The organism is Planktothricoides sp. SR001 (assembly GCF_001276715.1).
Taxonomy (GTDB): Bacteria; Cyanobacteriota; Cyanobacteriia; order Cyanobacteriales; family Laspinemataceae; genus Planktothricoides; species Planktothricoides raciborskii.
In genome coordinates, this window is sequence record NZ_LIUQ01000014.1 from 113,540 (window position 1) to 128,699 (window position 15,160).

Here is a 15,160-nt window from a genome sequence, read left to right on the forward strand (position 1 = left end):
CTCACTTCCTAATTGAGATGCACCCCTCGGCGGGCTTTGGTGGTAGAGATTAATCGCGATCGTTTCGTTTTTTTATGATGATACTCTATTTTGGGAATTTGATAGTATTATCGAGATGTTTATTAAATTCAACTGATGAAACTTCTGTAAAACCAAAAGGAGATGAAAATATGTGTACGCGAATACTATGGACAGGAAAGGATAAGAGTGGCAAATTTCACTCAATCTGCGGTCGTAATATGGACTGGGGTATTGATATGGGAGAAAAGCTATGGGTCTTTCCGGCTGGACTAAAGCGAAAAAGTGATGTCAAGGGCAAACCTGTAGAGTGGGTGTCAAAATATGGCAGCATTGCTACTATTGTTTACGATCAGGCCACCAGTGACGGAATGAATGAAAAGGGACTAGGAGTTCATGCTAATTGGCTTGCTAAAAGTTTTTATGGGGAGCGGGATGAAAGCAAACCAGGGCTTGATTGTAATCGCGCCCTGCAATATTTCCTCGATAACTTTGCCACCGTTAAGGAAGTTGTTGAATACTTCAAGAATAATCAAGATATGCAGTTGGTTGAAACCAAGATCACAAAAGGGAAGTTTGAAGTTCCAATCGAATGCCATTTAGCGATCGAAGATGCTCAGGGTGAGTCGCTCATTGTCGAGTATCTTAATAAAAACGACGACGATGATACTAAACCTCGTGTTCTGGAAGTAAAAATCTACTACAGTGGCGATCTTCCTGAATTATACCTTAAATACTGCAATAACCTTGACATTCCTTCTGAAAAAAAAGAGGAGTATAAAGCAAATTATTTGAAGGCGTACAACGTCCTGACTAATAATCCTACCTTCAAAAAACAGCTTGAAAATCTCAAAAATTATAAATATTTTATTTCTGATGATCATCTAAACTTGCCTGGTGATACTGATGCATCTTCCCGTTTTGTTCGTGGTGCCTATTATTTAATAAATCTCCCTGAGCCAACAAACCAACGGGAAGCGATCGCTCAGGTTTTAAGTGTTATGCGTTCTACCGCACAACCGTTCCGAAAACCAAAACCAGACTCTAATGCCCTTTATGCCTCATCAACCCGGTGGCGTACAGTGGCAGCTTGCACAGAAAAACTGTATATGTACGAATCATCCGTTAATCCAACCCTGATCTGGCTTGATGCTAACAAGTTAGACTTCAAAGAAGGCAGTGGGGTCCGTGTCTTCGATCTGACCAAGCATGAAACAGTGATCGGTGAAGTATCCGAGAAATTGACACCTGCCGAGGATCTGTTTGGCAAGAACTTATCCGAGTAATGGGAAGTTGAGTCAAGTGCGACCTTCAGAAACCGGGTTTCTTAATACTATCTTTGTCACCCAAGCTTCATGGTGATAGAAACCCGGTTTCTTGGGTTGCTCAAGACCTAGTGATTGTAGGGGCGGTGCCCCCGTGCCCGCCCTGACGCTTTGATTCTCAAGACGGCTAAAGGGTTGCAACCCTTATCCAGTATATATCCAGTATATTAGACATCTCCAATAATTGCCCGTCACAAAGCCAGATCAAGGCTTTATATCTAATTTTTGGAGATGTCTATTGTCTAGCTCAACGAGTCTCCACTTAACCATAACTTTATATTTCTTATTATGTTGTTGACTTTTCCTTCTTGACAGATGGGGATAATTGTCATTATATTATTTTGGAGATACCTAAAGCCGAGACTCAGAGCAAAAGCATATTTTTTTGGATGAGTTCTTAACAAGAATTGATTTTTTCTTGTTTCGCCCGCCAGAGGTGATGAAAACAACAAAAGTAGATAAAATTACTGATCTAATATTATAAATTATGGAAACGCAACTAAATTATTGGCAGCAGCAATTACAAGATGCTCCCGAATTATTACAATTGCCCACAGATAGAACTCGCCCCAGCATACAAACTTATACGGGTAAAATACAAAGATTTACCTTGAATCAGGAATTAACCCAGAAATTACAAAAACTCTCAAGTGAGTCTGGAACTACTTTATTTATAACCCTATTGGCTGGCTTCGCTACTTTACTATACCGTTACAGTGGGCAGTCAGATATTTTAATAGGTTCACCAGTAGTAAATCGTCATCATCAAGAACTAGACTTATTTATTAATACATTAGTTTTCCGAAGTAATTTTTCCGACAATCCTAGTTTTTTAAGCTTACTCCATCAGGTCAAACAAACCACAACAAAAGCTGATGAAAATCAAGATATACCCTGGGAAAAGGTAGTAGAAGCATTACAACCTCAAATATCTTTAAGTCATTCACCTATTTTCCAGGTGATGTTTACCTTAGAGAGTCAATTGGGGCATGAATTAGAATCAACCCTAAAAAATTGGAGAGAATTAAATCAAAACAACATAACTGCTAAATTTGATTTAACAGTTTCAATGACGGAAACACTTGAAATTTTAGAAGCGGAATGGGAATATAACAGAGAATTATGGGATGACTCAACGATTGAGCGGATGGCTGGTCATTTTGAGAACTTGTTATCAGCCATTGTTGCTGACCCTCATCAGACGGTAAATGAATTACCCTTATTGAGCGAAACCGAACGCGATCGATTATTAGTAGAGTGGAATAATACCGAAACAGAATATCCCCAGGATAAATCTATTCATCAATTATTTGAAGAACAGGTACAACTTACACCCAATGCCATAGCTGTAATATTTGCACAACAAAAATTAACCTATTCTGAATTAAATCAAAAAGCTAATCAAGTAGCACACTATTTACAAAGTTTGGGAGTAAAACCTGACGCACTGGTAGGGATTTGTGTAGAACGCTCCCTAGAGATGATAATTGGACTGTTAGGGATATTAAAAGCCGGTGGATCTTATGTGCCCCTTGACCCAAATTATCCAGCCGAAAGGTTGAGTTATATGCTGACGAATTCAAAAGTTGATGTGTTATTAACTCAACAGGATTTATTATCATTTTTACCTTCATCTACTGCCAATCTAGTTTGTTTGGATAGAGATTGGCAAGAGATTAAAAAATATAGTCAGTCCAATCCTGAGACGGGAGTAGGTTCAGAGAATTTAGCTTATGTAATTTATACTTCAGGTTCTACTGGACAGCCTAAAGGAGTGTCCATGAACCATCGTCCGCTTGTCAATCTTATACTTTGGCAAGTAAAACAATCATCTGCTAAATCTGGCACAAAAACAGGGCAATTTACACCAATAAGCTTTGATGTGTCTTTTCAAGAAATCTTTGCTACTTTGTGTTCAGGGGGAATATTAGTTTTAATCAGAGAAGAAATACGCAGAGATGGAACAGCATTATTAAAAATGCTCACAGAAGAAGCTATTGAAAGACTATTTCTGCCTTTTGTTGCGCTAGAACAGTTAGATCAGAGTGCGACAAATACTCAATTTCTCCCTCAAAATCTTCAGGAATTAATTACGGCTGGAGAACAATTAAAAATTACTCCGACACTAATAGAATTTTTCAATAAACTTCCTAATTGTCAACTAAAAAATCAATACGGGCCAACAGAAAGTCATGTCGTGACAGTATTTACTTTAAAAGGTTCTCCCGATATTTGGCCATCACTTCCACCCATAGGAAAACCAATAGCCAACGCTAAAATATACATCTTAGACAAACAATTTCAACCAGTACCCATAGGAGTATCCGGTGAACTTTACATCGGAGGAGATGCACTAGCTAGAGGTTATCTTAATCGCCCAGAATTAACCAGTGAAAGATTTATTTCTAATCCTTTTGGTGAGGGTCGCCTTTATAAAACAGGAGATTTAGCCCGCTATTTACCAGATGGTAATATAGAATATTTAGGACGGATAGATAATCAAGTCAAAATTAGAGGTTTCCGCATTGAACTAGGGGAAATAGAAGCAGTTATTAACAACCATCCTCAAGTTCAACAAGCTGTAGTTATAGCTAGAGAAGATATTCCCGGAAACAAACGTTTAGTCACTTATGTAGTTCCCAAATCAAATCATAGTTTGGCCTCAGATCAAGAACTCGATGCTACACAAGTTGCACAATGGCAACAAATTTGGAATACAAACTACAGCCAAACCGCATCCGACTTTGATCCGACTTTTAATACTATAGGTTGGCGAGATAGTTATACAGGTCAAGCTATTCCTAAACAAGAAATGCGTCAATGGTTAGATGCTACAGTAGAACGTATTCTTACCTGGAAACCCGACCGAGTTTTGGAAATTGGTTGCGGAACGGGAATGCTTTTGTTTCAAATTGCTCCAAAATGTTCTTATTATCTGGGGACTGATTTTTCTTCCCAGGTTTTGTCTTATTTAGAAGAACAATTAGCAAATTTAGACGGAAATTGGTCACAAGTTTCTCTTTCCCAGAGAACAGCAGATAATTTTGAGGGTATTGAACCTGCTTCATTTGATACTGTAATTATCAATTCCGTAATCGAGTTATTTCCTAGCATTAATTACTTAAGTGATGTTTTAAAAAAAGCGATCCAGGCGGTGAAAAAAGAGGGGATTATTTTTATAGGAGATATCCGTAATTTCTCTTTAATAGAAGCTTTCTATGCTAAACTTGAATTAGATAAAGCTTCAGATTTGCTATCAACAAAAGAGTTACAGCACTACATTTTTGATGGCATGGGTAAGGAGGATCAATTATTGCTAGATCCTGATTTTTTCATAGCACTAAAGCAACATTTTTCTTCCATCAGTCATGTGCAAATTCAACTCAAGCGCGATCGATATCATAATGAAATATCTAAATTCCGCTATGATGTTATTCTTCATATAGAAAAACAGGTTTCTCCCACAGCAGAATTTCAGTGGTTAGACTGGCAAAAAAATGACCTAACTGTGTCAGCAGTCCGTGATTTAATTAAAGAAACAAAACCAGAAATTTTAGGCATAAAGAATATACCTAACCCTCGTTTGAGTCAAGAAATCAAGCTTTTAGATTTATTGCATAATCCAACAGAAGTAACTACAGTCGGTGAATTACGAGAAGCGTTACAGTGGTTTGAAAATGATGGGATAGAACCCGATGATTGGTGGGATTTAGGCGCAGAGTTAGCGCAGAATGTTTATATTAATTGGTCTGAGGTTAAGGGCTACTATGATGTGGTTTTTCAAACAGGGGGAAAACTTTTCGACCATGACCGAGAAAATGTTGAGATCAAACCTTGGAACAGTTATGGTAATAATCCTCTGCAAAGCAAAATAGTAAGTAATTTAGAACAAAAATTGCGGACTGATTTGAAAAAAAGTCTCCCTGACTATATGATGCCCACAGCTTTTGTTATCCTCGATCAAATGCCACTAACACCAAGTGGTAAAGTCGATCGTCGTGGGCTAAAAGCTCCTGAAAAGTGCCGCCCTGAATTGTCAACAGTTCTGGTTATTCCCCGCACAGATAACGAAAAACTGATTGCTAATATTTGGCAGGAATTATTACAGATAGATTTAGTAGGAATACATGACAATTTCTTTGAGTTAGGTGGCCATTCTTTAGTAGCAACTCAATTAATATCCAGACTCAGAGAAACTTTTGAAGTAGAAATACCCCTCAGAGTCATCTTTGAATCGCCAACAATAGCAGAATTAGATCAGGCATTAAGCCAATTACTGCTCCTCAAAAAAGGATTGAATATTCCCCCTCTAAAACCTGTTACAAAAGATTTAGAGCAAATCCCCCTATCTTTTCAACAAGAAAGACTGTGGTTTCTCGATCAATTAGAAGGAGCAAATGCTACTTATAATATACCAGTAGCCATCTCGTTAACGGGTAATTTGAAAATTCATTTACTTGAAAAAGCCCTTTCTGAAATAGTACAAAGACATGAGGTACTAAGAACTAGCTTCCCCACAGTTGACGGCACACCAAGACAGATAATCGATCCAGAAGCTACCCTAAATATTAAGGTGACAGACTTACAGCATCTTGAAGAAACAGAACGCCAAACTGTATTAAAACAAGAACTACAACAAGAAGCAAATATTCCGTTTAATTTAGAACAAGCACCCTTAATCAGATGTAGTTTATGGCAGTTATCTCAAACTGAATATGTGTTACTAATAACAATGCACCATATTGTGTCAGATGGCTGGTCATTAGGAATATTGAATCAAGAAATTTCAACTCTATATAAAGCTTTTCTAGCAGGGAAGTCATCACCTTTAGAAAAATTACCCGTGAACTATGCAGATTTTTCTGTTTGGGAAAAACAATGGTTAAAGGGAGAAATATTAGAAACTCAACTCAATTACTGGAGACAACAATTACAAAATGCTCCAGAATTATTACAATTACCTACAGATCGCCCTAGACCAAATATACAGACTCACAAAGGGAAAAGCCAAAGATTTCTCTTAAACACAGAGTTAACCAAGAAAATCCAGAATCTAGCCAATGAGTCTGGAAAAACTTTATTTATGACTTTGTGGGCAGCTTTTGCCACATTACTATATCGTTATAGCGGACAATCAGATATTTTAATCGGGTCATCAATAGCTAATCGTAACCGCAGTGAAATCGAGTCATTGATAGGTTTTTTTCTTAATACTTTGGTTTTAAGAAGTAATTTTGAGGATAATCCTAGTTTCTTAGAATTACTCAACCAAGTTAAAGAAACTACACTTAAAGCTTATGAACATCAAGATGTACTCCTTGAACAAGTATTACCATCCCAAAGGTCTTTAAGTTATGCTTATTTATTCCAAGTAATGTTTATTCTCCAACCTCCAGTAGTAGAATTAGAACTACCAGGAATAACTTGTCATCAGTTATATCAAGAAAGCAAAATTGCGAAGTTTGATTTAACAGTCTCAATGACGGAAACATTTCAAGGCTTAGAAGGAGAATGGGAATACAATACAGATTTATGGGATGACTCAACTATTAAGCGGATGGCTAGTCATTTTGAAAACTTATTATCAGCGATTGTTACTCATCCTTATAAGACTGTTAATGAGTTACAATTATTGAATGAAACAGAACGCGATCAATTATTAGTAGAGTGGAATCATACTCAGACCGAATATCCCCAGGATAAATGTATTCATCAATTATTTGAAGAGCAGGTAAAACTCACACCCAATGCCATAGCGGTAGTTTTTGAAGAACAAAAATTAACCTATTTTGAGTTAAATCAAAAAGCCAATCAAGTAGCACGTCATCTCCAAAGCTTAGGAGTAAAAGCTGAATCCTTAGTAGGGATTTGTGTAGAACGTTCTTTAGAGATGGTAATTGGAGTGTTAGGGACATTAAAAGCGGGTGGTGCTTATGTTCCCCTAGACCCAAATTATCCAGCCGAAAGATTGAGTTATATGTTGACTAATTCAAAAGTTGATGTGTTATTGACTCAAAAACATTTCTTGTCATATTTCGCGTCAAATACTACACAGATAGTTTGTTTGGATAGAGATTGGACAACAATTGAACAATACAGCACAGAAAACTTATCTGCTGAAGTAGGGTCAAAAAATTTGGCTTATGTCATTTATACTTCAGGTTCTACTGGTCAACCGAAAGGAGTTTTAATTGAACATCAAGCTTTGGTAAATTTCAATCAAGTAGCTTGTCAATATTATCAACTAAGCGATCGGGATCGAGTCCTACAATTTGCTTCAATTAGTTTTGATGCAGCCGCAGAGGAAATTTATCCTAGCTTGACATCAGGAGCAACTTTAGTATTGCGAACTGAGGAGATGATTCAATCATCCGCAACCTTTCTGCAACTGTGTAATCACTGGCAAATCACCGTCTTAGACTTACCCACTGCTTACTGGTCTCAGTTAATAGCTGACATAAAATTAGACAATTTAAAACTCCCTACCTCTTTACGATTAGTTATTATTGGAGGAGAGGAGGTTAAGCTTAGTCAAGTGGAACTCTGGCTTAGTCAAAAACATCATTCGGTTTTAATCAATACTTACGGACCGACAGAAGCCACTGTAGATGCAACATTATATTCTATTCCCACAGAACTCAAAAGCCTGAAGACAATTCCCATAGGTCGTCCTTTAGCCAACACTCAAATTTATATCCTAGACCAACATCTGCAACCAGTGCCAATAGGAGTTACGGGAGAATTATATATTGGTGGAGATAGACTAGCCAGAGGTTATCTGAATCGACCAGAATTAACTCAAGAGAAATTTATTCTTAATCCCTTTGGCGAAGGTCGTCTTTATAAAACAGGTGATTTAGTTTGTTATCTCCCTGATGGCAATATTGAATACATTGGTCGCATCGATAATCAAGTCAAAATAAGAGGCTTCCGCATTGAGTTAGGAGAAATAGAAGCTGTTCTCAACACCCATCCTCAAATCCAACAAACTGTAGTTATAGCGAGGGAAGACATACCTGGAAACAAACGTCTAGTAGCCTATATTGTGACTGAGGATGAATTATTAAATACTCATCAACTACGAGAATATCTCAAACAGAAGTTACCAGAATATATGCTACCTTCTGCTTTTATGTTATTAAAAAATCTCCCCTTAACACCCAATGGCAAAATAGACCGTAAAGCTTTACCGGCTCCTGATTTAGACTTAAGCACGGGCGGACAGTTAATTCTTCCGCGAGATACTATAGAACTGAAATTAGCACAAATCTGGTCTGATTTGCTCGGCATCAATCCTATAGGAGTAACAAACAACTTCTTTGAATTAGGCGGTCATTCTCTTTTGGCTGTCAGTCTCATGGCTCAAATTCAAAAACAATTCCACAAAAAGTTATCTCTAGCAACGCTTTTCCAAAATTCAACCATTGAACAAATAGCCCATCTTCTGCGTTTAGAAACAGATTCTTTAGATTGGGCTGTCTTAGTTCCCATCAAATCTAAGGGTAATAAACCTCCGCTATTTTGTATTCATCCATCAGGAGGAAATGTTCTCTGTTATCAAGATTTAGCCTATCAATTGGATTTAGCTCAACCAGTCTATGGATTACAATCCTTTGGTCTAAATCCTGAAAACCAACCTCATAGCAGCATTGAACATATGGCTAGTCATTATATCCAAGCAATCCAAACTGTTCAAGCTCATGGTCCTTACTTTCTGATGGGTTGGTCTTTAGGGGGTATAGTTGCTTTTGAAATGGCACAGCAACTTTCTCGCCAAGGAGAACAAATTGCTTTCTTAGCTTCAATAGATGCTAACCCTCTTTTCACCACATCTGAATTAGAAAATAATGATGCTGTTGTGATGGTGTGGATGCTTGGAGAAGCTCTTGAACCTTGTTTGGAGGAAATAAAACAACTAGAACCACAGGAACAATTAATCTATGTGTTAGAACAAGCTAAACAAAAAAATCTGGTGTCAGAAGACGTTGATTTAACTCAAATTCAACATTTATTGGAGATTAACAAATTGAACATTCAATCTCTAGGAAAGTATCAACCTCAATCTTATTCAGGCTCGATGATTGTCATACAAGCTAGTGAAACTGAGACTGACCTGGCCTCAGTCTGGAATGATTTTGTAGAAAAAGTAGATGCTTATATGATTCCGGGTAATCATTACAATCTGGTCAGAAATCCACAAGTTCAGATATTAGCTCAAATCATCCAAAAATATCTTGATCAAGATTGTCGGTTAGGTTGAGGAACAAAACCCCACCCTATCAAGGATTTGGTTGGGGTTCTCAGTCGCTCAATTCAACCTACGTTTTAAAATATGTTTATTTTGTAGGAGAGTTAGCCCATGAAAAGTTGGATTTATTTATCCATTGCCATTTTATTTGAATTAGCAGGAACAACCTGTACGAAGTTGTCTAATGGATTTACTAACTTAAGTTATTCTGTTTTAATGCTAATATGTTACGGCTGTAGTATATCTTTATTGACAATAGCTGTTAAAGGAATTAATCTAAATATTGCTTATGCGGTGTGGTCAGGATTGGGAACAGCTTTAATTGCGATCATAGGAGTTGTTTTTTTTAAAGAAAGTTTAAATCCTTCAAAAATAGTTTTCATTCTTTGGATTATTTTAGGGGTTGTCGGCTTGAATTTAACATCTAAATAAAATTTATCTTAATTTTAAATTAAGATTTTTAATCCGATAAATACCATTTAATTTGGTATTGTAAAAATTAAATTCATAAAACTTAGGAGAAAATAATTATGTTAGAAAAAGATGGAATCGTTTATGAAATTCTGCAAAGTCAGGATTTGTCCAGTGCAATTGAATGTGTAGCTACTGTTTTTCCTGGCAGTGAGCCACTTACACAGTGTTTAGGCATAACCAAAGAATACTATTATCCCGTAGCCGAAATTGTTTGTCAGAAAGCTGTAGAAGATGGGTTATCTCATATCGCGAAGGATGCAAAAACTGGTGAATTGGTCGGATTTATAATTTCCGAAGATATGTATATAGAAAATAATTTTTATAAAGAAAAGTATAAAAAATTTGACAAATTTCTCCCAATCATTTCTCTGGTAGAGTTACTACAAAAAGAATATTTAGCAGAGAAAAATATCAAAAAAGGAGAATTATTTTACGAGTCTATGATAGGAGTATATCCTCAATATCAGAATCGCAACATAGCTAGATATTTATATGCTGAAAATATCGAGTATGCTAAAACTCAAAAATTTTCCAGAATAATTACTGAACCAAGTGGAATTGTTACACAAAGATATTGTTCGAGATTCGGATTTAAGGAAATTTTGTCAATTAATTATCAAGATTATGAATATGAAGGAGTGAAAGTATTTGCTAACATCAATCGTCACAAAAAATGCGTGCTAATGGAGAAATTACTCTAGCCTGACACAACGAGATTCTTAAGATAGCAAATTTACCCCCACGACTCCTAGAATAATCAAAATAATTGAAACAATTTGTAGAGGGTTTAAAGTTTCTTTAAAAAAAATAACCCCTACTATTGCATCGCGGTTCCCAATCCTGACCAGATTGCATAAGCAATATTTAGATTAATTCCTTTAAGGGCTTTGGTCAACATAGTGATGCTACAAATGTAGCAGATCACCACTAAGGCAGAAGGAATTAATTGAGTAAATCCCTGGGAAAACTTCATACAAGTTGTTCCTATGGATTCTAATAAAATAGCAATGAATAAATCAAGCCAACTTGTCATAATCTAACTCTTTCTACAATCATTAATGGACTGGTTTTATAGGTTGAATTAGTTCCAAACGAGAAGGTAGATATTCTCTTCTCTCTATATCACTCAAATCTTCAGCCGCACGAATTAATTCTACATCTCCTCTTTCTGTAATCAACACAATATTAGGACGATATTCGATAAACTGAAACCAAAAACTATTATTATAGGCACCAATATTAGAGATGACCAAGCGATCGCCTCGTGATAAAGGTGGTAAGCTAATCGCTTCAGCTATCACATCTATATTAGTACAAAGAGGCCCATAAAGTTGAGAATTTTCACACTGACCAGGAATAGCCTGTGCTAGGGCAATATTAAAGTCAAACCAAAGACCAAGAAATAGTAAGTTAATCCCAGCATCGATAACATAACCAGGATTTCCATCAGGTAAGCGTTTTGTCCCACAAACGGTAGTAATTAAAGTTCCTGCTTCATCTACCAGCAATCGTCCTGATTCAATAATTAATTTAGGTCTATGGTTGGGTCTAAGACTTTTCAAGAGAGCATTACAGATGGTCTCCGCATAGTCATCAATCGAAGGAACCCTTCCCTCGTTTGAATGAATTGCACCCTTAGACACATGATAAATTTCCTTGATTTTATTGTTGGATGCAAATCCACCCCCAATATCTATATACTCCATCTGCCAACCAAAATGATCTTCTATCTCATAGCCAAATTTGACCATTTTTTCTACTTGTTGATCATAGGCTTCTTTATTGGTTATGAAAGTACCAATATGGCTATGTAATCCATTTAGACGTAACCTATTACTCTTAGCTATATGTTGTACGGCTTCCATCGCTTCACCAGATTCTAGGTTAAAACCAAATCTTGACCAACAAGGTTCAATACCTGTATCTAAGTTAATACGAATACCAACAGTCAGGGTTTTGTCTAAGATTGAGGCAATTTTTTCTAAATCTTGAATTTCCTCGAAGTGGTCAATATTAACTGTTCCCTCATCTTTAATTGCCTCTAATAAAGTATCATAAGGCTTATGGGGACCGTTTAAGATGATGTCTTCACCAGGAATACCTAAATTCTTAGCTTTCTCATATTCCATTTTAGAAACCAATTCCGCGATCGCGCCTTCTTGATGGAAAATAGCACAAATTGCTTTTAAATAATTCGTTTTGTAAGACCAACCAAAAGTTACCTTTGGATAACGAGTAGTAAAAGCATTTTTGAAACTACGAAACTGCTTTCTTAATGTTGCTTCTGAGTAAACAAATAAAGGAGAACCAAATTTTGTGACTAAATCTTCAACATTAACTCCAGCTATTTTTGTTTTAATTGTATAATCCATAGTTCAAACCTGTTTAGTTAACACTTTTTATATCTGGGAGAGATTGCCATAAAAAAGGGGGACTTCGAGCAAATTTCTGCTTACCCCTCTTTAGGATGGCTAGGTATTATCGGAGTTCACTGAACCTTTTTTATAATAGATATTAATGCTAGAATCTATCGTTTCTATTCCAGCAGCAACAGCTATTACCTTATCTTTGTACTTGTCATTAATCAGATGTTTTAAAGGTTGTTCAACTTGATTAAAATAAGACATTGCTTCAGCAGCTTTTTTGTCCCATTCTGAATACAAGTTTAAGGGATCATCTGGTAGGATAGTATGACGAACTCCTGCTTCTTCATCGTTTCGTAGACATTCAAAAGGTTCATCTAAATTTAAAGTTCCATAATCAATTGTTATTTCTTCTCCGGGATAAATATCTCTGACTGCTATTTCAAAATCATAAGCAGTAGTAATACAGTTGGGATTAGAATTATGATTAAGAAAACGCCCTAGATCCCAAACAAATGCGAACTCACCACTTCTATAGCGATAACAGTATTTAAGAAGTTCTTTTTTCCTGACTTCATCAAGATTATGTACAAAAGATTCATCTAGTCTTTGCGTCAGGTCATCTAAAATCCAAACTATAGTTCCTTTTGGAATCAATTTAGTGGCTATTACCCCATAACCAATAACGTCGTTAATCTTGGTCATTTGGGTGTCAGGATGTATCATATAGTATTTCTCAGGTAGATTAGTTATGTTGAATTGCTTTAGTGGTAAAGCTTTTAGCTTCAAAAACATACCTCATGTCACTAATAACCGCGATAACAGGTCTTCAAAAAAAACAACATAACTGATTATAATAACTGTTTATTAGATAAATTTCCAGGGCAAACCCATGAAAATTTCGGAAGCCATAGGCATTAAGACTTTGAGAAAAAGCTCAGTAAAAATACTTAGCATCGAACGCCTTGCTGGGAAAGGGATTTAGTTTTTTTATGCGTTTGCCTTGCGTTGGTTGCTTCAAGGGAGCCAAAAAGGAGCGCGATTGGAATGCGCCGATGCTGCGCGATCGCGTTATGGTTGTCTCGCCTCATGGTTGTCTGACTCATAATCACTTCCGAACCTTACCAACTAAGTTATCTATTATTCTATGATCCAATCTGGTAGATGCCTCGGATATTACTCATAAAATCCCCGAACCCAAGTTTATGAGTCAATGCCGATCGCTTCGCAATTCTGATTATATGCAGTCAACAAAACAGCCAATGACTCAAAACCTGGTTTTCATCGGTGGAGGACATAGCCATGCGATCGCCCTGAGAATGTGGGGCATGAACCCATTACCCGGAGTTCGCATCACCTTAATCAGCGATGTTACCCATACCCCATATTCGGGAATGCTTCCGGGTTATATTGCTGGTTTCTACGATTATGACCAAAGCCATATTGATTTAAGACCTTTAGCCCACTTTGCCGGAGCCCAATTTTATCGCGAACGCGCCGTGGGTTTAGACTTAGCCAACAACCGCGTAATTTGTGCCCACCGTCCCCCAGTTGCCTTCGATATTTTATCCATTGACATTGGCAGCACCCCGGCAACCCTCTCCGTACCTGGCGCCGCAGACTATGCCATTCCTGCCAAACCCGTCCCAAACTTATTGCACCATTGGCATCAACTAATTGAAGAATTGCAAGGAGGGTCAACCACAGCTACAGAAAAGCCCCTACAGATAGGCATTGTTGGCGGGGGCGCCGGAGGTGTGGAATTAGCCTTATCCATGTCTGCTCGTTTAAATCAAATTCTCGGTTCCCAAAATCGCCCAAATTCCCCAAATTGCCCAAATCGCCCAAATTGTTCAAATCTTCAGATTCATCTCTTCCAACGTAGCCCCGAAATCCTCCCCACTCATAGCACTTATGTGCGAAATAATTTGCAAAAAATTCTCACTCAGCGCGGGATTAACTTACATTTAAGTGAGTCAGTCATCCGAATAGAATCTCGCACCCCCGCCCCTCCGCTCCTCTGCTCCTCTGCTCCCCTGCCCCCGATGGCAGCCCACGCAAAAGAACCCGTCACCGTCTATTGTGAATCTGGGTTAACCATAGAGTGCGATCGCCTCTTTTGGGTCACACAAGCCTCGGCCCCGGATTGGTTAAAAGAATCTGGTTTAAGTACCGATGCTGCTGGCTTCATTAAAGTGAGTGATACCTTACAATCAATTTCTCACTCTCACATATTTGCCACTGGGGACATTGCCACCATGATTAATCATCCCCGTCCCAAAGCGGGAGTCTTTGCGGTCCGTCAGGGTAAACCTTTAGCTGAAAATTTGCGGCGCATTCTACAAGGTCAACCCCTCAAACCATTTAAACCTCAGAAAAATTTTCTCACTTTAATTGGTACAGGAGAAGGAAGCGCGATCGCTTCTCGTGGGGCTTTTGGTCTTGGGCCTTCTCCGCTCTTATGGCGTTGGAAAGATAGGATCGATCGCGAATTTATGGAAAAATTCCGCAATTTTCCGCATCAAAAATAGCGACAGATAAACTAATTACAATTAACCTTGGCAATTGGAGTAGGGGCGAAGCCTGACGGCAGTAGGGGCGAGAAAGCGAATCGTCCTTACAATAAAGCAATCAATTATCTGCGGTCATGCTTCGCCCTTACACGGAGTTTATTGGAGATGATTTGGCTGAATGAATTTCAGTTCTATTTTCACCGCTCGTAAAAATCTGGA

Annotated in this window: 8 protein-coding genes; 5 read left to right on the forward strand and 3 right to left on the reverse strand. The window is 37.6% G+C overall.

What is annotated here, in order from left to right:
• Positions 1-170: 170 nt before the first annotated feature.
• The 4 genes from AM228_RS10800 (at position 171) to AM228_RS10815 (ending at position 10,766) form a co-directional block, all read left to right on the forward strand.
• Positions 171-1,304: a linear amide C-N hydrolase gene (locus AM228_RS10800; protein WP_054466131.1), complete on the forward strand. Its 1,134-nt coding sequence runs from the start codon at positions 171-173 to the stop codon at positions 1,302-1,304.
• A gap of 526 nt (positions 1,305-1,830) precedes the next feature.
• Complete coding sequence (locus AM228_RS10805; RefSeq protein WP_072160736.1) at positions 1,831-9,603, forward strand: non-ribosomal peptide synthetase; 7,773 nt, start codon at positions 1,831-1,833, stop codon at positions 9,601-9,603.
• A 99-nt stretch (positions 9,604-9,702) separates the two neighbouring features.
• A complete protein-coding gene (locus tag AM228_RS10810; RefSeq protein ID WP_054466122.1) occupies positions 9,703-10,023 on the forward strand; it encodes a multidrug efflux SMR transporter in 321 nt (106 codons plus the stop codon).
• Between the two features lie 98 nt (positions 10,024-10,121).
• On the forward strand, positions 10,122-10,766 hold the full coding sequence (locus AM228_RS10815; protein WP_054466123.1) for a GNAT family N-acetyltransferase: 645 nt from the start codon (positions 10,122-10,124) through the stop codon (positions 10,764-10,766).
• A 116-nt stretch (positions 10,767-10,882) separates the two neighbouring features.
• On the opposite strand, the gene AM228_RS10820 is transcribed toward AM228_RS10815, so the two are convergent.
• The 3 genes from AM228_RS10820 to AM228_RS10830 form a co-directional block, all read right to left on the reverse strand.
• Positions 10,883-11,098, reverse strand: coding sequence for a multidrug efflux SMR transporter (locus tag AM228_RS10820; protein ID WP_231636746.1), 216 nt, complete (start codon positions 11,096-11,098; stop codon positions 10,883-10,885).
• A 22-nt stretch (positions 11,099-11,120) separates the two neighbouring features.
• The gene (locus AM228_RS10825; protein ID WP_054466124.1) at positions 11,121-12,437 is read right to left on the reverse strand and encodes an alanine racemase; all 1,317 of its coding nucleotides are present in this window, start codon (positions 12,435-12,437) and stop codon (positions 11,121-11,123) included.
• Positions 12,438-12,536: 99 nt separating this feature from the next.
• Complete coding sequence (locus AM228_RS10830) at positions 12,537-13,217, reverse strand: SET domain-containing protein (protein ID WP_231636747.1); 681 nt, start codon at positions 13,215-13,217, stop codon at positions 12,537-12,539.
• Between the two features lie 473 nt (positions 13,218-13,690).
• Here AM228_RS10830 and AM228_RS10835 point away from each other — a divergent pair, with 473 nt between their 5' ends.
• The gene (locus AM228_RS10835; protein WP_231636748.1) at positions 13,691-14,959 is read left to right on the forward strand and encodes an FAD-dependent oxidoreductase; all 1,269 of its coding nucleotides are present in this window, start codon (positions 13,691-13,693) and stop codon (positions 14,957-14,959) included.
• The last annotated feature ends 201 nt before the right edge of the window (positions 14,960-15,160 follow it).

Excerpts from the sequence above, each read along its gene's own strand:
- AM228_RS10800 (WP_054466131.1), top strand. The coding sequence starts at position 171 with ATGTGTACGCGAATACTATGGACAGGAAAGGATAAGAGTGGCAAATTT.
- AM228_RS10805 (WP_072160736.1), top strand. The coding sequence starts at position 1,831 with ATGGAAACGCAACTAAATTATTGGCAGCAGCAATTACAAGATGCTCCC.
- AM228_RS10810 (WP_054466122.1), top strand. The coding sequence starts at position 9,703 with ATGAAAAGTTGGATTTATTTATCCATTGCCATTTTATTTGAATTAGCA.
- AM228_RS10815 (WP_054466123.1), top strand. The coding sequence starts at position 10,122 with ATGTTAGAAAAAGATGGAATCGTTTATGAAATTCTGCAAAGTCAGGAT.
- AM228_RS10820 (WP_231636746.1), bottom strand. The coding sequence starts at position 11,098 with ATGACAAGTTGGCTTGATTTATTCATTGCTATTTTATTAGAATCCATA.
- AM228_RS10825 (WP_054466124.1), bottom strand. The coding sequence starts at position 12,437 with ATGGATTATACAATTAAAACAAAAATAGCTGGAGTTAATGTTGAAGAT.
- AM228_RS10835 (WP_231636748.1), top strand. The coding sequence starts at position 13,691 with ATGACTCAAAACCTGGTTTTCATCGGTGGAGGACATAGCCATGCGATC.